The 22936-nt window shown below is 60.0% G+C and carries 43 protein-coding genes and 1 pseudogene; 20 read left to right on the top strand and 24 right to left on the bottom strand.

Annotated features, from left to right (window positions below; all coding sequences use genetic code 11):
* Nucleotides 1-10: 10 nt before the first annotated feature.
* The 6 genes and pseudogenes from ON40_RS48510 to ON40_RS32865 all read left to right on the top strand — a co-directional run bounded on the left by ON40_RS48510 (nt 11) and on the right by ON40_RS32865 (nt 5685).
* The gene (locus tag ON40_RS48510; RefSeq protein WP_051193885.1) at nt 11-949 is read left to right on the top strand and encodes a hypothetical protein; all 939 of its coding nucleotides are present in this window, start codon (nt 11-13) and stop codon (nt 947-949) included.
* Between the two features lie 13 nt (nt 950-962).
* Nucleotides 963-2777, top strand: a pseudogene (locus ON40_RS32885) (Gp37-like protein).
* 155 nt (nt 2778-2932) lie between these two features.
* Nucleotides 2933-3214, top strand: a complete 282-nt coding sequence (locus ON40_RS48505; RefSeq protein WP_373282013.1) for a DUF1003 domain-containing protein — start codon at nt 2933-2935, stop codon at nt 3212-3214.
* Entirely contained in the window at nt 3171-3650 is a 480-nt protein-coding gene (locus tag ON40_RS32875) for a phage gene 29 protein family protein (RefSeq protein ID WP_040829023.1), read from the top strand. The genes ON40_RS48505 and ON40_RS32875 overlap by 44 nt, the downstream gene beginning before the upstream one ends.
* Nucleotides 3647-5281 carry a hypothetical protein gene (locus tag ON40_RS52370; RefSeq protein WP_051193881.1) on the top strand — a complete coding sequence of 545 codons (1635 nt, stop codon included), beginning with the start codon at nt 3647-3649 and terminating at the stop codon, nt 5279-5281. The genes ON40_RS32875 and ON40_RS52370 overlap by 4 nt, the downstream gene beginning before the upstream one ends.
* A gap of 11 nt (nt 5282-5292) precedes the next feature.
* Nucleotides 5293-5685, top strand: coding sequence for a hypothetical protein (locus tag ON40_RS32865; protein ID WP_040829022.1), 393 nt, complete (start codon nt 5293-5295; stop codon nt 5683-5685).
* On the opposite strand, the gene ON40_RS52365 is transcribed toward ON40_RS32865, so the two are convergent.
* Nucleotides 5682-6113 (bottom strand): HNH endonuclease, encoded by a 432-nt coding sequence (locus tag ON40_RS52365; RefSeq protein WP_157186543.1) that lies wholly within the window; start codon nt 6111-6113, stop codon nt 5682-5684. The two genes, ON40_RS32865 and ON40_RS52365, sit on opposite strands and share 4 nt — an antisense overlap.
* A 349-nt stretch (nt 6114-6462) precedes the next feature.
* Between ON40_RS52365 and ON40_RS32850 the strand changes: the two genes are divergently transcribed.
* The 8 genes from ON40_RS32850 (at nt 6463) to ON40_RS32820 (ending at nt 10348) form a co-directional block, all read left to right on the top strand.
* Nucleotides 6463-6888 carry a VIT1/CCC1 transporter family protein gene (locus tag ON40_RS32850; RefSeq protein ID WP_040829021.1) on the top strand — a complete coding sequence of 142 codons (426 nt, stop codon included), beginning with the start codon at nt 6463-6465 and terminating at the stop codon, nt 6886-6888.
* Nucleotides 6889-6899: 11 nt separating this feature from the next.
* On the top strand, nt 6900-7859 hold the full coding sequence (locus ON40_RS32845) for a glycoside hydrolase family 25 domain-containing protein (RefSeq protein ID WP_245568088.1): 960 nt from the start codon (nt 6900-6902) through the stop codon (nt 7857-7859).
* Between the two features lie 15 nt (nt 7860-7874).
* Nucleotides 7875-8630 (top strand): hypothetical protein, encoded by a 756-nt coding sequence (locus ON40_RS32840; protein ID WP_051193877.1) that lies wholly within the window; start codon nt 7875-7877, stop codon nt 8628-8630.
* A 64-nt stretch (nt 8631-8694) separates the two neighbouring features.
* Nucleotides 8695-8880, top strand: a complete 186-nt coding sequence (locus ON40_RS32835; RefSeq protein WP_157186542.1) for a hypothetical protein — start codon at nt 8695-8697, stop codon at nt 8878-8880.
* A 2-nt stretch (nt 8881-8882) separates the two neighbouring features.
* The gene (locus ON40_RS52360; protein ID WP_157186541.1) at nt 8883-9182 is read left to right on the top strand and encodes a hypothetical protein; all 300 of its coding nucleotides are present in this window, start codon (nt 8883-8885) and stop codon (nt 9180-9182) included.
* Entirely contained in the window at nt 9179-9439 is a 261-nt protein-coding gene (locus tag ON40_RS32830) for a hypothetical protein (RefSeq protein ID WP_040829018.1), read from the top strand. The genes ON40_RS52360 and ON40_RS32830 overlap by 4 nt, the downstream gene beginning before the upstream one ends.
* On the top strand, nt 9426-9953 hold the full coding sequence (locus ON40_RS32825) for a phospholipase D-like domain-containing protein (protein ID WP_040829016.1): 528 nt from the start codon (nt 9426-9428) through the stop codon (nt 9951-9953). Before ON40_RS32830 ends, ON40_RS32825 begins: the two co-directional genes overlap by 14 nt.
* A 2-nt stretch (nt 9954-9955) precedes the next feature.
* The gene (locus ON40_RS32820; protein WP_040829014.1) at nt 9956-10348 is read left to right on the top strand and encodes a hypothetical protein; all 393 of its coding nucleotides are present in this window, start codon (nt 9956-9958) and stop codon (nt 10346-10348) included.
* Between the two features lie 140 nt (nt 10349-10488).
* Here the strand turns inward: ON40_RS32820 and ON40_RS32815 are convergent, their stop codons facing one another.
* The 11 genes from ON40_RS32815 to ON40_RS32770 form a co-directional block, all read right to left on the bottom strand.
* The gene (locus ON40_RS32815; RefSeq protein WP_157186540.1) at nt 10489-11661 is read right to left on the bottom strand and encodes a hypothetical protein; all 1173 of its coding nucleotides are present in this window, start codon (nt 11659-11661) and stop codon (nt 10489-10491) included.
* 27 nt (nt 11662-11688) lie between these two features.
* Nucleotides 11689-12189 (bottom strand): hypothetical protein, encoded by a 501-nt coding sequence (locus tag ON40_RS32810; protein ID WP_040829012.1) that lies wholly within the window; start codon nt 12187-12189, stop codon nt 11689-11691.
* A 29-nt stretch (nt 12190-12218) separates the two neighbouring features.
* Nucleotides 12219-12857, bottom strand: a complete 639-nt coding sequence (locus ON40_RS32805) for a hypothetical protein (RefSeq protein WP_040829011.1) — start codon at nt 12855-12857, stop codon at nt 12219-12221.
* A gap of 75 nt (nt 12858-12932) precedes the next feature.
* Complete coding sequence (locus ON40_RS32800; protein WP_040829009.1) at nt 12933-13127, bottom strand: hypothetical protein; 195 nt, start codon at nt 13125-13127, stop codon at nt 12933-12935.
* Nucleotides 13124-13318 (bottom strand): hypothetical protein, encoded by a 195-nt coding sequence (locus ON40_RS52355; protein WP_169541939.1) that lies wholly within the window; start codon nt 13316-13318, stop codon nt 13124-13126. Before ON40_RS52355 ends, ON40_RS32800 begins: the two co-directional genes overlap by 4 nt.
* Nucleotides 13319-13370: 52 nt before the next feature.
* Complete coding sequence (locus ON40_RS32795) at nt 13371-13664, bottom strand: hypothetical protein (RefSeq protein WP_040829007.1); 294 nt, start codon at nt 13662-13664, stop codon at nt 13371-13373.
* Nucleotides 13649-14125 carry a hypothetical protein gene (locus ON40_RS32790; RefSeq protein ID WP_040829005.1) on the bottom strand — a complete coding sequence of 159 codons (477 nt, stop codon included), beginning with the start codon at nt 14123-14125 and terminating at the stop codon, nt 13649-13651. Before ON40_RS32790 ends, ON40_RS32795 begins: the two co-directional genes overlap by 16 nt.
* 690 nt (nt 14126-14815) lie before the next feature.
* Nucleotides 14816-14959 (bottom strand): hypothetical protein, encoded by a 144-nt coding sequence (locus ON40_RS52350; protein WP_157186538.1) that lies wholly within the window; start codon nt 14957-14959, stop codon nt 14816-14818.
* Nucleotides 14960-14961: 2 nt separating this feature from the next.
* Nucleotides 14962-15192 carry a hypothetical protein gene (locus tag ON40_RS32780; RefSeq protein ID WP_040829002.1) on the bottom strand — a complete coding sequence of 77 codons (231 nt, stop codon included), beginning with the start codon at nt 15190-15192 and terminating at the stop codon, nt 14962-14964.
* Nucleotides 15189-15380 (bottom strand): hypothetical protein, encoded by a 192-nt coding sequence (locus tag ON40_RS32775; RefSeq protein ID WP_040829001.1) that lies wholly within the window; start codon nt 15378-15380, stop codon nt 15189-15191. The genes ON40_RS32780 and ON40_RS32775 overlap by 4 nt, the downstream gene beginning before the upstream one ends.
* A 221-nt stretch (nt 15381-15601) precedes the next feature.
* Nucleotides 15602-16093 carry a hypothetical protein gene (locus ON40_RS32770; RefSeq protein ID WP_040829000.1) on the bottom strand — a complete coding sequence of 164 codons (492 nt, stop codon included), beginning with the start codon at nt 16091-16093 and terminating at the stop codon, nt 15602-15604.
* Nucleotides 16094-16147: 54 nt separating this feature from the next.
* Between ON40_RS32770 and ON40_RS32765 the strand changes: the two genes are divergently transcribed.
* Genes ON40_RS32765 through ON40_RS32750 form a run of 4 tightly spaced genes read left to right on the top strand, consistent with a single transcriptional unit; the run spans nt 16148 to nt 17266 of the window.
* Nucleotides 16148-16372, top strand: a complete 225-nt coding sequence (locus ON40_RS32765; protein ID WP_040828998.1) for a hypothetical protein — start codon at nt 16148-16150, stop codon at nt 16370-16372.
* On the top strand, nt 16369-16557 hold the full coding sequence (locus ON40_RS32760; protein ID WP_040828996.1) for a hypothetical protein: 189 nt from the start codon (nt 16369-16371) through the stop codon (nt 16555-16557). Before ON40_RS32765 ends, ON40_RS32760 begins: the two co-directional genes overlap by 4 nt.
* Nucleotides 16554-16748, top strand: a complete 195-nt coding sequence (locus ON40_RS32755) for a hypothetical protein (RefSeq protein WP_040828995.1) — start codon at nt 16554-16556, stop codon at nt 16746-16748. The genes ON40_RS32760 and ON40_RS32755 overlap by 4 nt, the downstream gene beginning before the upstream one ends.
* Nucleotides 16748-17266 carry a hypothetical protein gene (locus ON40_RS32750; protein WP_040828993.1) on the top strand — a complete coding sequence of 173 codons (519 nt, stop codon included), beginning with the start codon at nt 16748-16750 and terminating at the stop codon, nt 17264-17266. The genes ON40_RS32755 and ON40_RS32750 overlap by 1 nt, the downstream gene beginning before the upstream one ends.
* A gap of 95 nt (nt 17267-17361) precedes the next feature.
* Here ON40_RS32750 and ON40_RS32745 read toward each other — a convergent pair whose 3' ends face one another.
* The 11 genes from ON40_RS32745 to ON40_RS52335 all read right to left on the bottom strand — a co-directional run bounded on the left by ON40_RS32745 (nt 17362) and on the right by ON40_RS52335 (nt 20878).
* A complete protein-coding gene (locus tag ON40_RS32745; RefSeq protein WP_040828991.1) occupies nt 17362-17559 on the bottom strand; it encodes a hypothetical protein in 198 nt (65 codons plus the stop codon).
* A 13-nt stretch (nt 17560-17572) separates the two neighbouring features.
* Complete coding sequence (locus ON40_RS32740; RefSeq protein ID WP_040828990.1) at nt 17573-17818, bottom strand: hypothetical protein; 246 nt, start codon at nt 17816-17818, stop codon at nt 17573-17575.
* 124 nt (nt 17819-17942) lie between these two features.
* Nucleotides 17943-18188, bottom strand: a complete 246-nt coding sequence (locus tag ON40_RS32735; RefSeq protein ID WP_169541938.1) for a hypothetical protein — start codon at nt 18186-18188, stop codon at nt 17943-17945.
* A gap of 97 nt (nt 18189-18285) precedes the next feature.
* Nucleotides 18286-18570, bottom strand: a complete 285-nt coding sequence (locus tag ON40_RS52345) for a hypothetical protein (protein ID WP_157186537.1) — start codon at nt 18568-18570, stop codon at nt 18286-18288.
* On the bottom strand, nt 18567-18749 hold the full coding sequence (locus tag ON40_RS32730) for a hypothetical protein (protein WP_169541937.1): 183 nt from the start codon (nt 18747-18749) through the stop codon (nt 18567-18569). Before ON40_RS32730 ends, ON40_RS52345 begins: the two co-directional genes overlap by 4 nt.
* Before the next feature lie 221 nt (nt 18750-18970).
* Complete coding sequence (locus ON40_RS55545; protein WP_281033086.1) at nt 18971-19102, bottom strand: hypothetical protein; 132 nt, start codon at nt 19100-19102, stop codon at nt 18971-18973.
* Nucleotides 19103-19106: 4 nt separating this feature from the next.
* The gene (locus tag ON40_RS32725) at nt 19107-19376 is read right to left on the bottom strand and encodes a hypothetical protein (RefSeq protein WP_040828987.1); all 270 of its coding nucleotides are present in this window, start codon (nt 19374-19376) and stop codon (nt 19107-19109) included.
* Nucleotides 19377-19395: 19 nt separating this feature from the next.
* Complete coding sequence (locus ON40_RS32720) at nt 19396-19794, bottom strand: hypothetical protein (RefSeq protein WP_051193875.1); 399 nt, start codon at nt 19792-19794, stop codon at nt 19396-19398.
* 66 nt (nt 19795-19860) lie between these two features.
* A complete protein-coding gene (locus ON40_RS52340) occupies nt 19861-20010 on the bottom strand; it encodes a hypothetical protein (RefSeq protein WP_157186536.1) in 150 nt (49 codons plus the stop codon).
* 250 nt (nt 20011-20260) lie between these two features.
* Nucleotides 20261-20509, bottom strand: coding sequence for a hypothetical protein (locus tag ON40_RS32710; protein ID WP_157186535.1), 249 nt, complete (start codon nt 20507-20509; stop codon nt 20261-20263).
* A 189-nt stretch (nt 20510-20698) separates the two neighbouring features.
* Nucleotides 20699-20878, bottom strand: coding sequence for a hypothetical protein (locus ON40_RS52335; RefSeq protein WP_157186534.1), 180 nt, complete (start codon nt 20876-20878; stop codon nt 20699-20701).
* 162 nt (nt 20879-21040) lie between these two features.
* On the opposite strand from ON40_RS52335, the gene ON40_RS32700 reads away from it, so the two are divergent.
* Complete coding sequence (locus ON40_RS32700) at nt 21041-21925, top strand: helix-turn-helix domain-containing protein (protein WP_040828981.1); 885 nt, start codon at nt 21041-21043, stop codon at nt 21923-21925.
* Entirely contained in the window at nt 21922-22131 is a 210-nt protein-coding gene (locus ON40_RS32695) for a DUF397 domain-containing protein (protein ID WP_040828980.1), read from the top strand. The genes ON40_RS32700 and ON40_RS32695 overlap by 4 nt, the downstream gene beginning before the upstream one ends.
* 279 nt (nt 22132-22410) lie before the next feature.
* Here ON40_RS32695 and ON40_RS32690 read toward each other — a convergent pair whose 3' ends face one another.
* On the bottom strand, nt 22411-22896 hold the full coding sequence (locus ON40_RS32690) for a hypothetical protein (RefSeq protein WP_169541935.1): 486 nt from the start codon (nt 22894-22896) through the stop codon (nt 22411-22413).
* Between the last annotated feature and the right edge of the window lie 40 nt (nt 22897-22936).

The following is a 22936-nucleotide window of genomic DNA, read 5'->3' as shown; positions in this document are numbered from 1 at the left end:
AGGTCCCGCATTGGCCGCCCCTCCCGAGAAGCTTGAAATCTATTACGTCGGCCCCGACAACAACGTCTATCACTGGTCTGGCGGCGACTTTCACGGCAACGAAGGCATCACCCTCACCGCGCAAAGCCTCGGCACAGCTTTCGAGGACGTCTACGAATCGCCGATCGACACCATCTACCAGTCCACGGCGTTCGAGATCGGCGGCAGATACACCGGCCTGCGCGAGAATATGTTCGAATTCGCGTTCGCGTTCAACGTCAAATCGACACAAGACGTTCCGTGGCGTGTCAACGATTCGCGGTTCCGCAAGAGCCTGAGCTATACGCAGGACGGCCGGATCTACTGCAAGATCGTCGGCGAATCCACGAGGTATTTGACGGTCCGCATGAAGGGCACGCCGAAACTCAAAGTCCAATCCGACCCGAACGAGCGCCGGTATGGCCTACTTCTCGTCACGTTCGTCGCCGCATATCCGCGATGGGTCGAAGACGACTGGACACAGACTTACATTACAAAGACGGACACCACGCACGGCGGCCTCGAAACAACGACGCTGACCGAGTGGAACCCCACCAACAACGAACAGTGGGCGAAATGGGTCCTGCAAGCCGGTAACGCCGGTATCACCTGGCACCTGCCCGATTACTCCTACGGCGACAGCCGCTTCAACCGCGCCACCGTCGACGCCAGCCGCATGATCACCATGCCCTCGCTGATCGCAGGTGAAAACGTCGTCGTCGACACCGATGAAATGACAATGGCCGGACAGGTCGTCTCCAGCCTCGACACCGCGATTTACCAGCGGATGAACGGCGTCGAATTCCTGTACCCGATTCCCGCGTATACGCAGCCTACCCCGGTTCCGATCGCGGTGTCCGGCGCAGGAGTCGGCAATTCCATTCAACTCAGATGCCCCCGCAGCTGGTCGAGACCTTGGGGACTAGAGTGAGCAAAGGCTCTGCATGATTCACAACCTCGGGCCAACAGACGCCCGCCGATATCGGCAAGAGGCTCAGACCGTAACGCTGCGAAAGCCGTTTCATCGCGGCCCCGGCGAGCCTGATTCCGAAGTAACTCCGATCGATTGCGACGCCGAATACTGGTCGATCGTCAACAACATCAAACAACAGCGCGACAACCGCCTCAGGATGCCGACCGTCAAACTATTCGACGGCAACTGGATCCTGCGAGGGAGGGTCGCGCACGCCTATACCGCGAGTTTCCAGGAGATCGACGGCGAGACCGGCTCGGGCAAGATCGAGATGCCTGTCGACTATTACCTCAGTCAATGGGTTATCAACCATGATGGTCGTACGACCAAGAATATCCATGTAACCGTCGATAAGGATGGGGTCCGCTGGTCGGGCCGCATGGATCACTACGAAATCGAGAAACAGCAAGACGGCACGATGATTTGCCGGGTGCTGTTCAAGCATGATTTCGAAGAATTGAAGCACATCCTGTGCTGGGTCCGCCCCCCGCTGAAATTCTGGATTACCCGGAAGACTAGGCGGGGGGTGGACCTGGCAAGGTAAATATGCTCCAATCCTTTTTTGCCCGCCGAGATCCAGTTTCCAAAATGGTGGCTGCTTTTCGGACCTGCTAAGTGGTGTCTGAAAACGACGCTTTTCTGTAATATTCTCCGGCTCGAATCGTCTTTGTGGATGCTGCCGGACGACCCCCTCGATGCTAATCAGTGGTTCGACCTGGATCAGTCGTCGTGGTCAATGGTCGTCGCGCCTGATCCGGTCGGGCAGGACAATTCTGTCTTCGCTATTCTTCTGGCGCGGTTCAAAGATTTCTTCACCGTCGCGAAGCCGATTCTTCAGGACGCTCAGCTCACGCCGACATTCCGAAGATATCTCACCGGAGATCCACCCCCCTGGGAAGGCGCTAAGCTCCGCAACGGCTGCCTGATCATCGATATCCTCGACAAATCGGGGTACACCACCGGGACCAGTTTCGGCGGCGATTTGTTCACCGGTCTCCTCTATGCCGTGCAGCAGTTCGCCACCGATGGTTTCGACGACGGCACGCTGCCGATTCCCGACCCGAACTTCCCCGAGGAGTACTACCAGCCGGGATGGATCGGAACGCTGCCGCAGTGCCCCGGAATCATCTACCGCGAAGAAGCCCACTCGGGTATTCAGACGTCATTGTTCACCGGTTCTCCAGCGAAAGACGTTCAGCACGTAACGGGCGGACACTCGATGCCCGGTGTCAATGAATTGATCTCCGCGACCGTGAATATGGCCGGAGACATGATCGCAATGATGATCGGCGTTCCACCTATTGGCGGAATGTTGGATTCCCTGCTCAAGCCGCTATATACCGACGTTTTTCTGAGTTTTATGGCATGGAAGGATCCGAGTCGCGCGCAAAGCCTTGGATTCAGTCATTACAGAGAGCGATTCGCGGCTGGAGGAGACAACGCCTACACCATTTCCGCACTGCTTGGACTCCGGGCATCGATGTGGGCGACGCGCGAGATATTCACGCATAAATTCTCGGTCGCTGACGGCTTGCCATGGCTGGTCGGTCAAAACGGTTTCGGTCACTTTTATGTCGGCGACAGAATCGGCTCTACCGTTCGAGGCACACCTCCCGGGTCTATTTACGTGGACCGTGTCTCGGAAATTACGCTGACCTGGGATCGCAAAACCGCGCCGACGTGGAACATCACTATCGGTCAACGCATTCCGGTCGATCCGGTGGCGCGTGCTTTCGAGCGCATTCAAGCAATTATGGGCGCGATCCATGATCTCGGGGTCATCTAATTATTTAGCAAAGCTAACGATAAAGAAGGGGGCAGCGCGTGCCTCAGCATCCAGCAGTCCGAGCCGGTCACGAACTCAGCATCGGCGAACGCGTAGCGGATACGTCCGTCAAGGGAATGGGCAGCTGGACGTTCATCCTGGTCCAAGCCGTATTCATGGCGATCTGGATGACCGTGAACGTCGTAGCCGGATTCCCGCACTGGGATCACTATCCGTACGTCTTGCTGAATCTCGCGCTGTCCACCCAAGCCGCCTTCGCCGCGCCGCTGATCCTTCTCGCCGGTCGAAGACAAGACACACGAAACCAAGAAGTCGCGGTCCACACCATGCGCGCCGTCGACGAACTGAACACCAAGCTCGACACTCTGATTTCCGAATTGCAGGCCCGCAACGATGGCATCGACGAACAAACGATTCCCCCAGTACGACGAGTGTGACCCGAAGGACCCGACCGAGCATTTCCTGTGGGCGCTCACGCAGATTCAGATGGGCGACACCGAAACCATGCCCATCCAGCTGAATACCGCGAAGGTCATCTCGAAGCACCTTTTCGAACTCGGCTTCCGGCACCACAGCAAGCTCCAGACGAAGAAATTGCGTCTCCCGCCCCGGGGCAACCCCAGCTTCCTGAACGGTCTGGCGCGGTGGGTGCCGATGGACGCGGAAGAAGTCGAACCGCTGGTGCTGCCGAATGTGCGCGGGATGACCACGCAGGAACGCGAATGGATCCACCAGGAACTTCGCAACGTCGGGCATATCACCGACCCTCCGCCGGACCGTGGCCCCGTCGCCGCAGCAACCACCTGGGACGAATTGCAAGTCAAGATCCAGCGAGGCACCACGGCCGAAGAAGTCCTGGGCGGTGACGCGTGACAGCTCCTGATCAAGGCGCGCCGCTCGGCGACTACATTTTCGCTTACGGCCCGGAAGCCAACTACGGCACGCAATCCTCGAACGGCCAGACAGCGGGCGTGAAAGGCGTTCAAAGCGACTGGACGACAACCACGATTCAGAACATGCTGAAAGGCACGCCGATCGCGTCGTTCACCAACGCGCAGAACGTGCACCAATCGAATGTTCTCCAGCCGATCGCCGATAACGCCACACACCTGACCTCGTCATCGCTCACCCTCGCCAATCACGAAAACAGGATCACCAAGCTCGAAAACGGGCAGTTGATCGCGGTCTATTACGTCAACGATGTCTGGCACAAACCGACCGGCTATTCGACGCACAAAGTGATCTGCATCGCTGGCAGTGGCGGCGGAATGGGCGGAGAGGATTCCGGGCCCGAATACGGCGGTCAGGGCGGCGGAATGGGCGGGTGGCAGGAAACGACATTCAACGACTCCGACCTGTCCCTGTCCAGCTACGCCGTCACAATCGGCATCCAAGGGATTGGCGCGTACGCCTACTACTACGACGACTTCGGCCGCGCGAACTCGACCAGCCTCGGCGCCAACTGGCGAATCGACTCGGGCAGCAACTCGCCGCAGATCATCAGCAACACCGCCGAAGCCAGAACCGATTCCGGTGGCGCGGGCGAGAACGGGCAGTGGGCAACCTACGTCGGCGGCGAAATGTTGTGCGACGACGTCACTATCGAAGCTGTTGTCGTCGCACCGTCGATCCCCGAAGCCACCGACAACGTCACCTGCGTATATTTCCCCGCGCCGACGACGTACTCCTCCAGCTCGAAAATCGTGGTGTTCGGAGCATCTACCGGCTCGGGATCGGGAATGATGACGCAGGTCAATGCACCGGTCAGCCCGTATTCGGCCGAGGGCACGCTGTCGGGTCAGACGGTCGTCGCTCAATCGTCCACCAGCGTGGCGCACGGCCAGACGATCTCGCTCACCCGGCGCGGAAATGTGTTCACCGGGAAAATCAACGGAGTCACCGTCTGCACCTGGACCGACACCGGAAGCACCGTCCCGACCGGCGCGGGTAACCGCCATTTCGGCTTCATCACCGAGGGCAATTATCCGGTATTTCAAAACGATTTCCACAGCCCTGCGATCGACACGATTACCGCGATAAACCTCGACGGCACCGCAGGCACCGCAAGCAGCTTCACCGGCACAGACGGCACTTCGGTTGTCGCAGGCGGTGGCCCCCCGGGAAGCGTCTACAACGCAGGCGGCCCGGCAAGCCCCGGCACCGGCAACACCTCGACCTACAACGCAGGCGGAGGCACCGGCGGCTCACCGACGTCCATACCAGGCACAGCAGGCGGCAACGGCGCTAACGCGACCGGCGGAGCCGGGGCCACCACAGACGGCCTCAGCGGCTCGGACGGCACGAACCTCCCCACAGGCTCCTACGGGCCCGCAGCGGGCGGGGGTGGAGGCGCTGGTTCGGCATCCGGCGAAGGCGGCCAGGGCGGCTCAGGAGGCTACCCCGGAGGCGCGGGTGGCGGAGGTGGCGGCTGCATTCCCGGCGAAACTCCCGGCGGAGGCGGCGGCGGAAACGCCGGAATGGTCTGGGTCATCTCCACGCCGTAAAGGAAACATCAATGCCTACAACGAAAACCGCGCGGCTGCACCTCGAGAACGTTCTCGGATACGGCGGCTATGCGCGGTGCTATGAAGTCACTCCACCCATTTTCGACAACGGCTTCGCCTTCGGGTTCCTGACCATTGTGGTACATCCCGAGCGGGAGCACGCCAACGCCGAAGTGCTTGTCTTTCACGCCAATCGGCTCGGCCAGCCCGCAGAGACTTCGCTTCGCCGCCGAGCTGGATCGTTCACCCCTCTGGGAGACCCGCACGCCGCGCAGCACCACATGGACGGCTGCTTCACCTGGGCGCTGGCGGCATGCGGGTACGCGATCGAAGGCTACGGCGACAAACCGCTGCAGGACGGCCTGGACTACGACCCGGATAGCCTGGAGGGGTTGCCCACCTAGGCAACATGTTTCCATGTTTTACGCTGAAGCAGTACACACATCGTACTATCGTCAATGCCGTAAAACCGCGCTAGTTCCAGTTGCGTATAGTTCCCCGTGGCGTAAAGCTCCCGAGCCTCCCGAACGGAGTCCTCGGTCAGTTTAGACTGACCATGCGCGGAGCCTAGAGGCTGTCTGCCACGCTCCATCTTGTCTTGTTGATTATCTGCATGAGTGCCGAGTTCGAGATTGAGGGGGTTAACGTCAAGCGGAGTGTCATTTTTATGCCGAATCATCAAACCAGCAGGGATGAGTCCTACAAAAATCGTGTACGCGGCACGGTGGGCTGCCCATACGACGTTTTCGTGAGTCAGCTGCCCGTATCCGTCTTTGTCTACACGCCCCTGCCATATCCAGGGCGTTTCATCGGCAGGGAGTTCGCCGGGCATGTAAAGAGCGAATACCTCGGCTAGTGCCAGACCTTTCCGGCGTCGCCCACGTATGGGGCCTGTGAATTCAGGATCGCCATAGCGTTTGAGTCGTTCATTGTGTGTCGAGCACAGACCGTCAGTCGATCGCGGTCGTCCGCATTCTGGAACATCGCACGACCCGTTGCTGGGCTTCTTTGTGGCTATGGGAATCTCAGGCTGCGGATCTCCGGTCCTTCGCCACCGAGCGTAGTGGGCTGGACACATTTTCCGGCATGACGACGAGTTTGCACAACCTTCGATTTCACACATTTTAGGCACATGTCGATTTTATCATATCGGCTTTAGCATCGAACGATTCGAAACATAAATGAAAATCTTGAAAAGTGCGGTGATCTTCGGTCTCGTCGACGGATTGACCTGCGGCACAGGCGTTCTCATGTCGCTGCACAACCATCCCTCCGCGATCCTGCTCGCCGCAATCGGCCTGGCTATCGCGGAAGTGATCGGCATGGGCTGCGGCGAATGGCTTTCCGACAGTGGAAGTTTCGCGACTCCGGCGGCGATCGGAATTGCCTCCGGAGTCGGCGCGCTCATCCCCGCATTCCCGTACCTGTTCCTGACCGGGATTCCAGCTATCGCGCTGGCGCTGGTCATGGTCGCGGTCGTCGCCGCTGGCATCACCTGGGCTCGTCATACGCCCGGTAGTTCGTGGCTGCGGGTCGTGATCGAAACCTACGGAGTCCTCACCGCAGTTCTGGCGGCGACGACTCTGCTGGGCGTTTTAACACAATAGGAGGCATCGTTGTGGACTCTTTGTACGCCGACGTCAGCTCATGGCAAATCCCGGTAGACGACACCTACCCCTATCAAATCTTCTGCTTCCGTGCGAACGACGGCGTCTACGAAGATCCGAATTTCGCGCAGAACTACCGATGGGCCGTCAACGCCGTCGAATCCGGGAAACTCAGCTGTTTCATCGTGTATTCGTTCTGGCGCTCCAACTGGCAGGCGACCGGGCAGACCGCGATAAACATGATCGAAGCCCAGGGCGGTCCACATCCCAAGTTGGTGATGATGATCGACCTCGAATCCGGTGGAAATCCCGGCGGCGATCAATCGGATGGCGTCAACAAAATGTACTGGCAGTGGACGGACTGGCTCGGCACTACCAATGATATCGGCACTCGCAGAGTAATCGGCTACGCCAACGCCAACGACTTCTACTCGATGTGGCGCACCCGGCCGGATGGACTTCGCATGGTCGGCGCGGGATACGGAACGAACCCGAATTTACCCGGCCAGATCGCGCACCAATTCACGGACGGCGTCTATTCCAGCGCGTATAAGCGAATACTGCACAACCACGCCGACAACAAACTGGCAGCCTTGCTCGGCGGTTCTCTGCCGACGTGGTGCCCGCCTTTCGGCTTTTGCGACATGAACTCAGCAGACGGTCTTTCCCCCAGCGATTTCGCTGCCGCCTGCGGAATTGGAGAAACAGATATGACACCTGCACAGGCTCAGATGCTCCAAGAGATCTGGGATCAGCTGCGCGGCATCAACGGCGCGGGTTGGACCCAGCTGGGCGGCCTGACTCCGGTCGACGCTATTGGCGAGGTCCGCGACCAGCTCAGCGGCCCGAATCACCAATACGGCGGATGGCCGCAGCTGAACGGACGCACGGTCGTCGACGCGCTCGCCGAGATCGGCCAGAAGCTCGGAATGCCGGGATACCAGCCGCCCACTCCTCCGGCCCACTCCTAACTCGAAAGACCTTACGTGACAACTGAATACAAGCTCGGTCTCAATGATTCCCCCGACGAGGCGTTTCCGCTGAAGCTGGGGAGCTATCTGAAGACCTCCGCACTCCCCAAGATCCCCGGCAGCTTCGGCCACGAACAGCTGATCGCCGACTGGGGCATGCTGGGCAACGACGAGGTCGGCGACTGCGTCATCGCGGGTAGCGACCACGAAGCGATGCTCTGGAATGCAGCGGCGGGCAACCCGATTCCGGAATTCACTACCGAAACCGCGCTGGCGGACTACTCGGCGATCACCGGCTTCAACCCGGCGGACCCGACCTCCGACCAGGGCACCGACATGGCGACGGCGGCGGAGTATCGGAAGAACACCGGCATGATCGACGCGGCCGGTAACCGTCACAAGATCGCGGCGTATCTCGAGCTGGAGCCCGGCAACCTCAACGAATTGGCCGCTGCCACTTACCTTTTCGGTGCGGTTGGCATCGGCATCACTGTGACGGACATCGCGCAGGAGCAGTTCGCCGCAGGCAAGCCGTGGAGTTTCCGCCTCGGCGGCGATGTCATGGGCGGCCATTACGTCCCGGTCGTCGCTCGGCGCAACGGTTATTTCGTGGTCGTGACGTGGGGCAAGCTGCAGAAGATGACCTGGGCGTTCTACGTGCAGCAGTCGATGCGTGCAATCGCTTACGTCAGTGACGAATACCTGCACAACGGCGAGAGCCCCGAGCACTTCGACAAGGCCGCCCTCCTGCGTGACCTCGCCGCGCTGTAACAACTGAATAGAAAGGGCAGCAATGCTCAAAGCAATAGGCAGCTACCTGAAGAACCTCTGGGCGATGAACCCGGTTCGTTCGGTGCTGTACACCATTATCGTCGGTATTGTCGCGGTGGTATTCGCGAAGTTCGGAATCTCCGACACCGCCGCTATCGACGCTCTGATCGCTATCGTGCTGGGTGTCCCGGCTACCGAGCTGATTCGTTCGCAGGTTACCCCTGTCGCGAAGCTGACCGCGAGGAAGTAATCATGAGCGTCGGCCTGGAAAACCTTATTCTGTCGCTTGTCGCCGGAGGGTCTTTGCTGCAAGCACTCGTCATGGCGTGGGCTAATCGGAAAAAGACCAAAGCCGACACGGCAAGCGAGCTGGCTCGAAATGCGCTGGCACAGGTATCGAGTGTGACCGCGCGGTGCGACCAGCTCGAAAGTGACGTCCGAGAATTCAAAAAGGCGCTGTATCCCCACCAGTCGTGGGATTTGAAGGCGCACAAAGCCGCACTCGAAGTCGATCCGAATTTCCCCGCGCCGCCGGAACTGTTCATCGGATGACCGCATTGGCCGCCTGGTCGTGGATCACCGCTGCGGTCAGCATCATTCAATGCTGGATATCGTCGCACAACCCGCGTAAAGGATGGCTGTTCGGCATCGCCGCGCAATCGGTGTGGGTCATCGACGGGATTGTCACCGGCCAGCCCGGAACGATCGCCTTGTCGGTGGCCCTCACCTGCATCTACATCCGCGCGCTATACCGCTGGCACGGAACGGATTTCACCCCTGACCGAAAGAAAACCAATGGCACTGACTGACTTGTCGGCGCTGGACAGCTTCAAACGGACTCCGATCCCGGCAGGCTATCCCGCCGACCAGCGGACCTTCTACGCGCCCGTCGACAACATCCACGGCGTCCTGGTATCGATGATCAAATCCGCGAGTCATTCGCTGGTGGTCAGCATGTTCGGGTTCGACGACGACGAGCTGGCGGACCTGCTGCTCGAGAAGATCAACGACGAGCACGTGTTCGTTCAGCTGACTCTCGACTCCCGCCAAGCCGCCGGGAAGCACGAACAAACCATCCTGGCGCGAGATGTGTTCCCCGCCAGCTCAATTGCGATCGGCAAAAGCGAGCGAGGCAACATCGTCCATCTCAAGATGGTGGTCGTCGACGGCCTGGACGTGATCGGCGGCTCGACCAACTGGAGCACATCCGGCGAGACGACCCAGGACAACTCACTCACCGTCGTCCGGAACCCGTACGTGGCCGCTGAAGCGCGCTCGCGCCTGGACGCCACACACCAACACATTCTCAACCACAAGAGGTAATCATGGCCTTTGCAGGCTCTACCGGCGTCCAGCGCGGCGACCACTTCGAATTCAAGGCGTCGGCGGCCGAGACCGCTTCCACGACCCACAACGTTGCCCACCCGGGCGGCCCCGGCATGACGAGCATCGTCGTTAAGGTCACCGCCGCGTCCGGCACTACCCCGACCATGACCATCGTTGTCGAAGGCTCGGACGACGAGACCAACTGGTTCCAGCTCGGGGTGATCGGCTCCGGCGGCTACTCGGTCGGCACCACGGCAACCGCTCCGACGAACATCACGACCACCGGCACCAGCCGCGCCGCGTTCGTCACCCCGGAGTTCATCCGCACCCGCAGCGTCATCGGCGGCACCACGCCCAGCTTCACCTACAGCGTCGAAGCGTCAATCGGCTGATTTGACCGCGCCGCAACATCTTTGATAGCTTGGCGATGGTCGAAGCAAACCGCAGAAAGAAGCCGGTCCGCTGCTACGGGCCCTTCCCTGCAAGACCCCCGGTTTCAGTTACCAACTGGAGCTGGGGGTCTTTTTGCGTTTCAGTCCCGTTCTCTGCTCAGGCCGCGACTGTCCCGTTCCGGACTCCGGCTCTGAGGGCGCAATTCGGTCGACCCTCGGGCTAGTTCCTGCGATGGTGCCACGCTCCCACCCCCCAGGACGGCTTCCATCCCCGGGATATTGATCCCTGCCCGCTCTCGCGCCTCTTTCGCCCGTGCCTGCTCCTCCCGCCATTGACGATCCCGAGCCTCCTTCTCTCGAGCCTCCTTCTGCGCCGCCGCGATCTCTCGTTCCTCCGCCTCACGGGCGCGAGCTGCCGCGCCGATCTCCCGAACACCCTGGGCGGTCGGCTCCAGCTTCGCGGCGCGGCGTTCGGCGAGATACGCCTCCATCTCCCGCGATTGCTTCTCGCTCAACCCCAGTCCGGCAACAAGCTCGTGCGCCTGCCTCCGCCCCTCTTTGTTGACCTTGCGCAGCGACCGGCGAACATCCTTGTGCGACTCGGTCAGCTCGCGAGCCGGAAAGACCTTTCCGTCCTTCTCGGCCTGCTTGATTGCCTGGCGATTGACCTCCACTACACGCGTCAGATCTTTCGTCTTCTCGACCAATCGCTTCGGTGCAAGGCGTTTGCGTTCCCGCTCGGCGGCTTCCCGCGCCTCCTTCTGTGCTGCCCGTGCCGCCTTTTCCTTCGCCTTTTCCAGATGCTTTGCAACGGTGAGCGCCATTCGGAGCTGTTCCTTCGTGACCTGCACGACGCGGAAATTCTCCGGGTAACGCTCTTTCAGCTCTTTGATTTTCGCCTTGACATCTTTGTCGATCCGAGCGCCTTCGACGATGACCCACTCGACCGACCTATCGGCCGCCAGGTGCCGTTCATCTTTTTGCAGCTGCGGCATGGATTTTCGAGAATCGAGAGCACCCGACTTGTACTCGAAAGCGTCACCGGTCTCGGCATGTCTAACGTCGTGAAATCGAGAACCTTCGTTGGTCCGGAGGTGCTGCTCTTTCCGGTATCCCCGTTCAGGTGTGTGACCGCGAATCGCCAACATTCCATCGCGGAACCGATCTCCGACATCTTTGGATTTCTGCCACCTTTGGCGCGCTTCGAGCCAATCCGCACGCCGCCTCCACATCGCGCGAGCATGACCATCTTTGCGCCACTTACCGTCAGCGTAGCGTTGATACTGCGCTTCGAGTTCGTTGTTCCATTCCATCGTCTTCCCCGGGGCTGAATTTTTCTGTTATGTGAGCAGGTATTCGATGCGAGGTGGCCGACCCGATTCCACCCATTTAGCGTAATCCTCAACCCGATGGCGATAAATCAGCGACAAATGCTCGCCGCGTTGCCGGTGAATGATTATCGTGATGTCATTTCCTACATCTAGCGGCACGTCGGTCCACTCGTTGGTTATCGCCGGTCCGAAATCTGGATACCGCTCGATCGTGGTGTACTCCTCGGGATGGTTTTCCCACTTGCCTTCGAACAGCCTGTGGAATACCTCGCCGATGAACCGCGCCAGCCGATCCGCCAGCGGCCAGTTCTCGGGGTTCTTACTGACGTCGTCCAGCGACGGGAACCGCCTGAGGATGAATTGTTCGACGTGCCGCAACCCCTCCAGCGACCACGGATTCTCCGGCATGCCGGGCACCTCCCGCAGCAGCACGTCGATCTCAGCATCCATGTCCGCTAGCCACGCCCGCCACTTGTCGTTCTTCTGATCGATCTCGAACTGCGTAGCCATCGGCAATCCTTTCGGTAGTGGTGGACGAGCTAGTTCTCTTCGAGGAACATGTGAGCGGCGATCGGTTTGAGCAGGTCGTACTTTTCTTTCAGGCGCTTGTGCTTCGCTTCGAGGTCGGCGATCTGGTGCGTCGCGTCGTCGTACTTTCGGAGAGTTGCCGCGTTCTCCGCTTCGAGGTCGGCGATCCGCTGAATGGACTCCAGGTTCTTGATTTCAAGGTCAGCGACCCGCTGCTCGAGACCATCATCCCGCCGCTTCGGCTGCTTGTCGACGACCTTCTTCGGCGGCTCCGGGATGTCCTCGGCCTCGACAGCCTTCGCTTCCTTGTACCAATTGTGGATCGATTCGGTGGATGGGCCGTCAGAGGACTCCGCCGCTTGCCGACACGCCGAACGGACCGACACCCCTTCTGCGAGGAGTTCATCCACGCGGGCAACGAACTTCGCCCGATCCTCTTCGGAGTAACGGCGCTGCCCGCTCACGAATCCGATGCCAGCCTTTTTCGCCCATCCGAGTATCGTTGTCGAATCCGGGCCGTCCGGGAACTTTCCCGACACAGTTTGCGACGCTTCGGTGATAGTCATGCCCTCCTTGGCGGACTTCTTCATCAGGTCCACGGCCTTCTGCCTGACCTCGTCCGGGTACCGCTCGGGAAATACCTTGCTCACTGCTAACTCCTAACTCGGTGTTCACTTTTTGGTCTAAGTCTTCGAAACTTAGATGGATTTGCTACAGGAGGCCGACTACTCCTCCCACGATTCGAAGTCCTCTCGCTTTGCGCCCTTCTCGATCTCTTCGTCGATCCATAACTTCCTGGCACCAGGGTCGTCGAAGATGTGGGTCTGTCCTTGATACTCGACGGCGAACAATTCGAAGTCGCCCTCGTCCATTCGGTCTTGCAACGTCCACGCGACGCCCGGAAAGTCGGGGCTACTCACGCTTCCACCGGCTCTCGAAGACGCCCCTGCCGCGCCAGCTCTTTCAATACCGCGCAAACTTCTGTAACCATCCCGAGCTTGACGTCGCCGGGCAGCCTATCCCAGCTGAACATCGGGTCGGCTATTCCATCGAAATCAGCGCCGCACTCCCAAGCAGCCTTCGCCAGGTCAGCAACCCATTTTTCATTCATTCCTACAGTAACGCTAGCCATTGCTATTTCCTATCGCTAACTCTTCATTCAGTTAGGCTGCCGCCCGCTCGTAGGTTCCCACCAGTTTGCGCAGGGATTGAATCAAGTCCTCACCATCGACTTCGGTGTAGGTTCTGCGGTAGTCCGGAAGCATCAACCCCCACGTCACGACGCGATCCTCGCCCCAGCCCTCTTCCTTCACGACCCCCGCGATAGCGACCACCGCGCCGGTCTTGGGATCCACGGCCCTGACTTTGTCGTACGCGGTCCAGACGATGTCCAGGAGAATGCCGGGGGTGCGGTCGCGGTGTAGTGCGGTCGTCCTCTTGGCTACGGGATATTCCATTGCGCTGCAACCTTTGCGACTTCGTTGTTCGTCAGATATAGCGATTTGATTCCGGTGAGCGGGATGTCCACCCACCCTTTGCGCACCTCGCGTGGCACCATGAACCCGGATTCGTCGAGCGCGCCGGAGCCGTAGTCGTCGGATTGCTGGACCTTGGTGCCGGATCCGTCCATGCCGTCGAACTCGCCGGGGGACAGTCCTCCTTGCCGATCCGTCACCGTGACGTCGATCCGGGTCTTGCCGTCGACGACGCGGGGATTGGAGACGGTGTACTCGGCCGCGCCCTGCGGAACAGTGACGGTAAGCGTGCCGCCGATAGGGCTGACGGCGATGTCGCTGAGCGGTGCGGCGGTGGCGTCGGCCGGTTTGATGGTGACGGTCTGGGAGGAGCCGCTGCTGCCACAACCGGCGAGAACCAGGGGGATTGCGGCGACTGCGGCTGCGGCGATGATGTGCTTCACGGTTCGCTATCTCTCGACTCGGTACTGATGTCTACGGACGTAGCGGCCTGATGTGTCGTGACGTTACGTCCGTTGCTGACGGTTGTCTGGATCTTCATCGAAGCGTTATCTCTCCATGTAGGGACTAAAGACCCCTTGACGCTGCCTGAAGAGGAGCTTTAGCGTACCCAGGGTTCCGGAGGTTGAAACCTCCACTGAGGGGAGAAAGATCATGTGGGGCAAATACATCCGCGATATGCAGGCAGCGCCGTCCCAGGCGTACAAGACGCCGCCATCCGCGCCCAAGGCAACCCGATCAGGGGTTAGAGGTGCTTTCGTCCTGTTCGCCCAGTTGCTCAGTTGGAGGCGTTGAGCACGAACTCGCCCGCCACCGGGTGTCAATGTTGCGAAATGCCGCAAATTCTCGATCGGGTATGAGAGTGATCGGTACGTCCAACGTCGGGTACCACATCCGCACACGATGACCGCGCTTCTCGCAGTGTTGCCGCGCCCTGCCGCTGGCTAGAGTAAGGTCGCCTTCGTGGTTGCGGTACGTGCAGTCGCGGCAATCGCCGGTGTATTTGCGGACGAACACCACCTTGCTTCCGCGACTGCACTCGTAACATGCAACGACTGCGCCGAGCCGAGGTGCATCCATAAGCAGGATCTCATGCTTGCACGACAGCGTCACCGGAAAAAGTTTTTGCCGCCTCATCGCTTGCCATCCTTTTCTCGTAGCGCGAGCCGTTCACGTTCTATCTCGTTCCAGTCCGTGAGCTTTATCCACGCATTGTCCATGATCGACCACACCAGCCGGTTGCCGTCCGCGTCGTAGCGTGCTTCCGAATTCGCCATTACTACTCCTTTGTGTGCATTATCGCGCCAAGGTCGTTCGGCTCGAGACTGAAGAACATAATGGCAATCCGATCCCCTTGTGCGATACCGACACTGTCTACGATATATTGAAATATCTCCTCGCGTGTACTGCCGGTCGCGGTCGCGGTACCCACCTTTGTGTTGAAGCGGCCGTCCGGGGACTGCCAGGTGAGGATGTAATGGAATTCGGCCATGTCGGCGACGTTCGTCATACCGCGTCTTCCATTCTGATCGGATCGTTTTGGTACAGCTGAAACTCGCGGACGGCCTCTCCGACGCACACATAAGTCAGCCCGTGCGGGTAGTCGCCCTCATGATATATCTGTCTCAGTTCTTCGGAGACCTCTCCGAAAGAAATGGTCCGGCCGATGTGCGTGGCGTTGAGTTCCCCGGCGTTCATCGCTGTTTCCTTTGATATGCAATACTGCGCATGTATTTATTTGTTGCTCTCTTTGCGGCAGATCGGGCAGTGGATCCACATGCTGTTCGTCCACTCGTATTGCGCCAGCCTCTGCCCGAGGTTCACCCCTGTCTTCAACGCCTCCCGCTTACACCACGGATAATGGACGTTCGACTCGACGGGGAGATGCACTACCGTGCTGCGTTTATGAACAACGTTCCTCATTCGACTGCCTTCGCGATTTCGGGCACGTACACCTCGGTCGGGAATTCGTAGTCACAATCAGCGCCGTTTTGTTTGTCGAGGACGTGCACATTCCGGCCGTCGACGGTCACCTCGTGCTGGTCCGACCTGACGCAGAATTCCACCGACGTGCATGCCTCCGCGAGCTGCAACGTTTCGCGAACATACTCGCCGTCGACGCGAATCCGTACATACACGGTAGGCTCCGGATCAACCTCTTCCCAGCCGTCTTGCCGCAGGCGCTCGGTCCCGGCTTTGGTGCGGCGATAAACGGGAGCATCCCTGAGTTCGTTGCTACCGTAGCTGATCGCCCACCCGTTTTCGATCGCGCGCCGAAGGCAACTCCGCGAACCGCCAGCAGCGTCGATTTCCCCGGCCGATGTGCCGCGTCCCAGGATATTCTCCCAGCCGTGCAGCGCTTCGAGAGTGGTCCGCATTGTCTCGCTGAGCTTGCGGGGTGTGTCGGTCATGATACCGAGGTTAGGGCATTGCTTCTTAAGAGTCAATGCCCTAACCTGAACAGCATGAGCGAGACGAAGCACTACTTCATCCACTGCGATCATCGGCCGCCGTGCGCCAACTACATCATGGGCGAGGTCAACCAGAGTCCGAGTCAGATGCGCAGAAGCAAGGCGATGAAGGAGTGGACAAGCCGAACGCGGCCCCCGTCGCCGTCGCAGGCCGAGGTCGGAATCTTCCCCACCGACCGTCAGGATTTCTGCCCGGTCCACGCCGAGGACGCGAAGTGATCAAGGTCAGTCTGCGCAGCAAAAAAGCCCGCGATGCCGCCCGCCGCGATGCCGTTGTTCTGACCCAGGCCGCCCGGCTGTTCGAAATCTATTCCACGCATGGACTGGAGCGCCGGGACGTCATACCCGCATTGGACTCGCTGGCGGAAGAGATCATGGCAGCGGTCGACAAGGAGGAAAAGTGAAGTTCTACATCGATTGGTCCGGGCCGGAGATCGTGCCGTGGTGGGGCAAGCACGACGGCGAGCCGCTGACACTCGACGAGGCCAAGGCCCAAGTCATGGGTCACTACGACGGCGTGATCGATGACGCTCAGAGCAGGCGCGACGGCGTGCGAGATCTCGAGGAGTCGGACTTCGAGGAGCCGGAGGATTGATGCCCGAGCTGGTGATCAGCGGGAAATCCAAAGAGGCGCTGGAGATCGCGCACCGTAAGGAGACCACGGGTGTGCGGTTCCCAGCGCCTGTCGGCAGATCCACCGGCCGGGGCTTCGCGTGGACGTACACACTGCCGGAGCCGCTGTATCGCGAGCTGGTGTACCGGATGCATCGCATTTACGACCGTAGATTCGACTTTCCGGACCTGCCGAACAAGCACGCCCAGGCGCTGAGAACCGACCTCGCCAAGATCGACGGCGTCGACAAGATCGTGAAAGACGTGGAGTATGCGTGGCGTCACGCGGGCAGGATGTACATCGACTACCTGAAGCGCGCCAGTGCCGACGTCGACCCGGACGCGGAGCCGGTCATCGAGCCGCCCAGGCCGGACAAGAACAACATCACGATCTGGTGTAAGTGCAAGCCCTCCCGGCCGGTCCGGATCGCGGCAGGTCGCTTCACCGAAGGCGGCATCACCTGCGACATCTGCGGCTGCGCGTTCGAACCCAAAAGCTGACCTTCATCACGTGACGTATCGCTCTCCGGGAAACCGTCAAGGCCCGCTCTATCTAAGTGTCGAAAACTTAGACCAGAGCGGGCCTTGACGTGTTTCTATGGGCAGAGATAGGTCGGGAAGGGGATGACCGGCGCGAGTCCGGTGGGGTGCTTTTCGAACACCTCGTGGCCGTCGACGCTGCCGTAGATGTGGCAGCCGGACAGCTTATCCAGCCCCGAGGTGGACGCCAGTTGCTGAAGCCGCTGAACGCCGTCGACGAAATCCAGGCGAGGGTCGTTGATTTCGATAGTCATCCGTGCCACGCCGTCACCAACCCCGGATCTTGCGCTCTGTACGCTTCCGGCGCAGCACGGCGAAGGTGAGCCACAGCGTCCCCAGTCCGAAAAGGCATCCCAGCACGGAGCGCCATACCGCCCACGCCGGAGATTGAACCAAGCACGCCCACGTGTAGAACAGCCATGCGATGAACGCGACGGTCCCGGAAACGTACAGCTGTATCGTCTGGGAAATCCACGCGCGTTCGAGCTTGTTGCAGAGGAGACGAGAACTCATATTCCATTCCTGTAGATGTGAACACGAAAGAAAACCCTTGGGACCTCGTACAGGGGGAGGTAACTGGTCCCAAGGGTTTTCGTCTCCCGGTCCGGTAATCGCCTGTCAACCGGCCGGGAAGTCTTCATCCAGCGTGCGCGACCGCGACTTCCTTGCAGATACTCTGCCGGGATTGGGTCGGGGGGAACTGGCCGATATACTGCCCGCGCCAGTACGCGTTCACGCGGCAACCTTGTTCTTCAGCGGCGCGGAGTTCTTCGGCGGTTAACGCGCTCGTCGCGAAAAGGTTTGCGAGACGGGTGAATTCAGGCGAGCTGCCGTCGTAGGAGTGGGCCAGCCTGAGAACGAGGTCGTTGTTCAATTCGGTCAACCTTTGGTAGGATGCGGATGTTCGGCAAGGTATGCAACGAGCTGCGATTTATGCCGGGCGGTACCCAGACACGCAAAACTCTGATCGGTCGCACGCGTCAGAGTTTTGCGTGTCTCATCCGGTGATCGACGTAATTCAGACGGCCGAGCCAGTCGCCTTCGAAATCCCGGACTTCGACCTTGCCGCCTTCGAATATCGCCGCGCTGCACGGACCGCCCCTGAGCCCGCAGAACGCAACGATCACGCGCGGGCGAAGCTTGGAACCCGTCGAACCCCCGTGAACGAGATACCATGACGGATCGCGCCTGACGGCTGCCACGAACTGCGACGGATTTGACGCCTGGAGCGCGGCGGGCGGTTCGGTTTGCTCAGCCGTACTCACCGCAGCACGCCCGCGTATCGCACATCGCCGTACTGATCTGTGTAGGTGGGCTCGACGGGGACCTGCGGCAGCTCCTTGGCGAGGTCCATCAGTTCTGCGGCATTCGAGGAGTAGTACAGCCCGAGTTCGAATTCGTGTTCGAGTTCAGCTTCATATCGGGCATCCAGCCAGAACAACATCCATCCCACGGTCGCAACAACGAACCCAATGCCTAATACAATCAGCCAGGCTTCCATATCAGCGTAATCCATTTCGTGTGCTTTTCGATTGGGTGCGACAGGGCTCCGATTGTCCCCGGTACTCTTTTGCTCCTCGACTTCCGAAAGGAGAAATACCTCGGAGCCCTGTCGCGTTCCCCGGCCCGATGAGGGGTAGGCCAGGGAAGATTTTCAATGAAGTGTCAGAGCTTCACGCCGACGCGGAGTCCCTGCCGGGGGCCGTCGTCGCCGCCTTTATCCAGCCGGGGGTCGGTGTTGTAGTTGATGTTGTCCTCGGCGTTACCGGATTCCCCAGGCGCTGCGATTCCAAGCATTCGATCAATTCCTTTCGAGGTTGTGCCGCTCAGGCCGAAGTCCGGCGACGATGTCGTGATACCGGGGGGCCGAAATAGCCCGCCGTCCTCGCAAACTGAGCTGCCAGCCTGCGAGGTCTTTGTAGACCATGTCCTGATACGCGAGTTGCCGAAGTTTCAATCCGATCGTGCTCGCAGAGATGCCGGTCTTGGTTCTGAGCTGAGGGATGGTCTGCCCGATCCCCGCGTGAAGCAGTGCGGCAAGAAGTTTCGCCTCGGTTGCCATGAACGGCATTCGCCTCAGCCTTTCGCGGTTAGGTGAGCGGGGCTCCGACCGCCTTCATCGGCGGGGCCGGGGTTGCAGGAGCGATCAAAACCTCGACCATCTGAACGCCAGCGATCACCGCAGTCGGACCGCCGACGATCAGAGTTCCGGCGACGCCGCCGATGCTGGCTCCGAGGGCACCGGTGGTCAGGCACCCCAGCGGAACGAAAACGACTGTGGGACTGGTGACTACGCCGCCGATGATGCATCCAGCGACTGCCCCGAGGCCGGTCCCGACGAGCGCTCCGGTGGTGGTCGCTACGCCGACAGTGGCACTGAAAGTATTCATGGCCTGGGTGTTCTGCTCGGGAGTGCCAGCGTGAGCCGTCCCCGCGCCGAGGCCGATGATGCCCAGCGCCAGCGATCCGGCGACAATCTTGTTCTTCACTCGTGTTCCTTTGTTGGTGCCCCGTGAAAAGGGCAGAGTTGTGGTGTGTTTCGAATTCGGTGTGGCTTAGATGCCGAGCTTTTGCATTTCGATCTCGACAGTTGTCGTATCGACGTTTGCGAGGATCATTTTGCCGTCGCGCTTGAAGTTCCAGCCGAAGTCCGGTTCACCACGGTATTCCAGCAGGTAACCGGCTTTACTCGCGCGGCTGATCATACCCTCGACGTGTTGAGACCAAGGTCGTTCCGGAGTCATTCCTCCCCTTCGCTGTTGTTCCGGCACTTCATGCAATGACGAACAGGCCCTGGCGCGTGACCCTGTCTCTTCAATTCCTCCCAGCAGTGCAGCTTCATCTCGCAGACGAGGGTTGTGCAGCTCCCGTGACGGTAGGTCAGCTCTTTGTGCATCTCCGCCGGGGACATGTACCGCTTGGGGAGTTGGCAGTAGACGGGATTTTCTTGCGCGGTCATTTGCCGATCCTCACCGCTGCGAGGTAGTCGTGACGGCCGTAGTCGCCAACCAAGCACGCCTCGCACTTCTTGGGGTTGTCCGGGTTGTGCTTCATCTCCCGAAGGCCCTGCCAGCAGTGCTGTTTCATGCGGCACGTCGTCAGGAAGCACTGCCGGTGACACTTCTTGTGGAGTTCGACGTGCATGTCGTGTGCAGACATCTCGCGCGTCGGCATCTGATGAAGAAGATCGACATCCTCGGTCATGGTCAGCGCCACCGCCGGTCGAAGTCGAATTTCATGCGCCCTTCGTCTGCGAGGAGCGACATCGCCTGCTGCTTCCGCGCGCACCACGACCGAGAGCAGTAGACGTGCTCCCGCCTGACTCGGAACGCGGTCGCCGTCGTCATGTTCGGAATGTTCGTGTGGTCGAGTTCGAGCGTCGCGGTTGTCATCTCAGCCCTTCACGGCAGGGATCGCGACGCCGTGCCGCTTCAGGTAGTCGATCGCCTGGCGCGTGCAAGCACACAAATCCGGGATCATCAGGCAGTCGGCATGATCCGTCAGGATGGTCCTTGCCAGCGGATCCGTCATCCAGCGTCTGGCGTGGTGGTCGAGCATCGCGGCGGCTGTCATGGTGACTCCCAGTGGATTGGGGTGTGTGTGGTTGTGGCTCTAAGTAGACACCCGATTGGAGAATTTTGAAAGAGTCAAACTGGCCTATCCGCCTAGAATGTGTCAGACTTTCATGGTGAACGCTTTCAAATTTCAGGCCCTTCGATAGCGAGGCTAAGGATCATGGCTGGACCGACATCGGCAAGCAGGACGCTCGGCCGGGAGCTTGCAGAGCTGCGGAAACGGGCAAAGATGACAATCTCCGCTGCAGCGAAGGTGGCTGAGTACTCACCGCCGACGATGAGGCGTCTCGAAGACGGCGTGAAGACCAAGGTCACAAACCTGGTGATCAACGCGCTGGCAGACGCATACGAATGCAGTGACCAGGAGCGTCGAATGCTGCTCGCACTCACGGCCGAGTCACTGGAGGCTTCGAAGTCCGGCGGGAGTTGGTGGCGTGCGTACGCGGATGCGATCTCAGGAGACTTCAGTCACTACATCAGCCTGGAGGACGCAGCAGATTCGGTGACGATGTGGGCCACAAGCCTGGTCCCTGGATTGCTCCAAACGCGGGACTATCGGCGTGAGATCGCGTGGGCAGAAAACCCGACCTGGACCCACGAAGAGGTCGAACAACGAGTAAGTCTGGCCGAGCAACGGCAGAAGCGCCTTGAGGAGCCTGAATTCCAGCTCGATGTGATCATCGGCGAGGCGGTTCTCCGTAATCAACTCGGAGGCGGTGCTGTCATGGAGAAACAGCTCGTCAGGCTCGCGGAGATCTCTGAACTGCCTGGAAACTGCATCCGTGTCGTACCATTCGGAACGCCCAACCCTGTCGGCTTACTGAGCGGTCCCTTCGTTCTCCTGACGTTCCCCACGCTCGCCGAATCCCGGTTGGGCGTTCCGCCGGTCGTCTACGTGGAGGAGTACACAGGCGATCTCTTCCTGGAGCGGGAAGTGGAACTGGCGCAGTACCGGAATGCCGTCGAACGCATCTCCCGTGTAGCGTTGGCACCATCAGAGACCAGAGACTTGGTCGCGAAAGTAGCGAAGGAGTATGCCCGGTGAGCATCAGCGTGACCGATGCGCAGTGGTTCAAATCTAGCAGGAGCCGCGAGACAAGCGCGTGCGTCGAGGTCGCGTGGCTGGCCGAAGGCCATGTCGGAGTCCGCGACTCCAAGAACCCCGGTGGCCCGGCTCTCGTCTTCACCCCGAAAGAGTGGGATGCATTCGAGGCCGGTGTCCGAGACGGGGAGATCCGCAGGCCCGCCTAACCGAAACACCAAGCCCCCCAAGATCTTTCGAGGTCTTGGGGGGCTTTCGTGTACCGTCTCCGGATCGTTAGAATCCACGCTCGAATGGCCCCCTGGCATCATCGACTCGATCCTGGTAGGTTCGTACTCAATCGAACATCTGTTCTATCCCCGGGGAAGCGAGGAGGAGGCGCTGTGCACGGCTTCGAACGAATCGCTAGTCGCGGAACTGGTGCGAAGGCTGCGCATAGATCGGCTCGAGATGCGGGAGTGCTTGCAGGCGCTGGCGGAAACTTCCTCTTAATCCTGTTTATTCCCCTTAACGAGAGAAACCCCCGGTAGCGAGGTCGCGGCGGGGGTTTCTCGATGTTCGGTCTGATGTCGCCTGCTGTCGAGAAGCATCTGAAGTATCGCGTTGGCTCTGAGCCAGTCGTCCGCACGCTCCTTGCCTTCGCCGTTCTCGCTCGTCTCGCTGAGACGCTGGATCGCCCTCTCGCCCGCTTCGAGGTGGTTCCTGACGATGGTTTCGAGGTCGGCCAGGAAGGAGGTGTCCGGTTCCAGGATGGCGCGGGCCGTTCCGGGATCGAGACTGTAGCCGACGTCGATCTTGTCCAGCGTTTCGTCGTTGATTCGTACGGGGATCCTTCCAGCCTCATACGCCAAGCAGGTCGGCTTCGTGGGCCCACCTCGACCCACGATCGACGACGCGCTGATGCCCAACACGTCCCGCTGGCGCACAAGAAGGGCAGCCAACTCGGTTGCTCTCGGGTGGTAAACGGGTGTCATAAAAATCAGACTACCCTGGTTAACTACCGCTTGACCAGTC

The sequence above is a fragment of the Nocardia jiangxiensis NBRC 101359 genome, assembly GCF_000308615.1.
Classification (GTDB): domain Bacteria; phylum Actinomycetota; class Actinomycetes; order Mycobacteriales; family Mycobacteriaceae; genus Nocardia; species Nocardia jiangxiensis.
Note: the sequence above shows the minus strand (reverse complement) of the source record. Positions and strands in the feature narration are given on the sequence as shown.

Bases quoted from the DNA above. Each gene is read 5' to 3' on its own strand.
- ON40_RS32710 (WP_157186535.1), bottom strand. From the start codon at position 20,509: ATGACCGAGGATGTCGATCTTCTTCATCAGATGCCGACGCGCGAGATG.
- ON40_RS32770 (WP_040829000.1), bottom strand. From the start codon at position 16,093: ATGACCGACACACCCCGCAAGCTCAGCGAGACAATGCGGACCACTCTC.
- ON40_RS32820 (WP_040829014.1), top strand. From the start codon at position 9,956: ATGGCCTTTGCAGGCTCTACCGGCGTCCAGCGCGGCGACCACTTCGAA.
- ON40_RS32690 (WP_169541935.1), bottom strand. From the start codon at position 22,896: ATGACACCCGTTTACCACCCGAGAGCAACCGAGTTGGCTGCCCTTCTT.
- ON40_RS52355 (WP_169541939.1), bottom strand. From the start codon at position 13,318: ATGAATGAAAAATGGGTTGCTGACCTGGCGAAGGCTGCTTGGGAGTGC.
- ON40_RS32875 (WP_040829023.1), top strand. From the start codon at position 3,171: ATGGCATCGACGAACAAACGATTCCCCCAGTACGACGAGTGTGACCCG.
- ON40_RS32750 (WP_040828993.1), top strand. From the start codon at position 16,748: ATGCCCGAGCTGGTGATCAGCGGGAAATCCAAAGAGGCGCTGGAGATC.
- ON40_RS32795 (WP_040829007.1), bottom strand. From the start codon at position 13,664: ATGGAATATCCCGTAGCCAAGAGGACGACCGCACTACACCGCGACCGC.
- ON40_RS32775 (WP_040829001.1), bottom strand. From the start codon at position 15,380: ATGAACGCCGGGGAACTCAACGCCACGCACATCGGCCGGACCATTTCT.
- ON40_RS32740 (WP_040828990.1), bottom strand. From the start codon at position 17,818: ATGAGTTCTCGTCTCCTCTGCAACAAGCTCGAACGCGCGTGGATTTCC.
- ON40_RS52335 (WP_157186534.1), bottom strand. From the start codon at position 20,878: ATGACAGCCGCCGCGATGCTCGACCACCACGCCAGACGCTGGATGACG.
- ON40_RS32780 (WP_040829002.1), bottom strand. From the start codon at position 15,192: ATGACGAACGTCGCCGACATGGCCGAATTCCATTACATCCTCACCTGG.
- ON40_RS52365 (WP_157186543.1), bottom strand. From the start codon at position 6,113: ATGCCCGGCGAACTCCCTGCCGATGAAACGCCCTGGATATGGCAGGGG.
- ON40_RS52360 (WP_157186541.1), top strand. From the start codon at position 8,883: ATGAGCGTCGGCCTGGAAAACCTTATTCTGTCGCTTGTCGCCGGAGGG.
- ON40_RS32865 (WP_040829022.1), top strand. From the start codon at position 5,293: ATGCCTACAACGAAAACCGCGCGGCTGCACCTCGAGAACGTTCTCGGA.
- ON40_RS52340 (WP_157186536.1), bottom strand. From the start codon at position 20,010: ATGATCAGCCGCGCGAGTAAAGCCGGTTACCTGCTGGAATACCGTGGT.
- ON40_RS32700 (WP_040828981.1), top strand. From the start codon at position 21,041: ATGGCTGGACCGACATCGGCAAGCAGGACGCTCGGCCGGGAGCTTGCA.
- ON40_RS32830 (WP_040829018.1), top strand. From the start codon at position 9,179: ATGACCGCATTGGCCGCCTGGTCGTGGATCACCGCTGCGGTCAGCATC.
- ON40_RS32810 (WP_040829012.1), bottom strand. From the start codon at position 12,189: ATGGCTACGCAGTTCGAGATCGATCAGAAGAACGACAAGTGGCGGGCG.
- ON40_RS48505 (WP_373282013.1), top strand. From the start codon at position 2,933: ATGGCGATCTGGATGACCGTGAACGTCGTAGCCGGATTCCCGCACTGG.
- ON40_RS52350 (WP_157186538.1), bottom strand. From the start codon at position 14,959: ATGGCGAATTCGGAAGCACGCTACGACGCGGACGGCAACCGGCTGGTG.
- ON40_RS32850 (WP_040829021.1), top strand. From the start codon at position 6,463: ATGAAAATCTTGAAAAGTGCGGTGATCTTCGGTCTCGTCGACGGATTG.
- ON40_RS55545 (WP_281033086.1), bottom strand. From the start codon at position 19,102: ATGCTTGGAATCGCAGCGCCTGGGGAATCCGGTAACGCCGAGGACAAC.
- ON40_RS32765 (WP_040828998.1), top strand. From the start codon at position 16,148: ATGAGCGAGACGAAGCACTACTTCATCCACTGCGATCATCGGCCGCCG.
- ON40_RS32745 (WP_040828991.1), bottom strand. From the start codon at position 17,559: ATGACTATCGAAATCAACGACCCTCGCCTGGATTTCGTCGACGGCGTT.
- ON40_RS32725 (WP_040828987.1), bottom strand. From the start codon at position 19,376: ATGCCGTTCATGGCAACCGAGGCGAAACTTCTTGCCGCACTGCTTCAC.
- ON40_RS32825 (WP_040829016.1), top strand. From the start codon at position 9,426: ATGGCACTGACTGACTTGTCGGCGCTGGACAGCTTCAAACGGACTCCG.
- ON40_RS32815 (WP_157186540.1), bottom strand. From the start codon at position 11,661: ATGGAATGGAACAACGAACTCGAAGCGCAGTATCAACGCTACGCTGAC.
- ON40_RS32835 (WP_157186542.1), top strand. From the start codon at position 8,695: ATGAACCCGGTTCGTTCGGTGCTGTACACCATTATCGTCGGTATTGTC.
- ON40_RS32730 (WP_169541937.1), bottom strand. From the start codon at position 18,749: ATGTTGTTCTGGCTGGATGCCCGATATGAAGCTGAACTCGAACACGAA.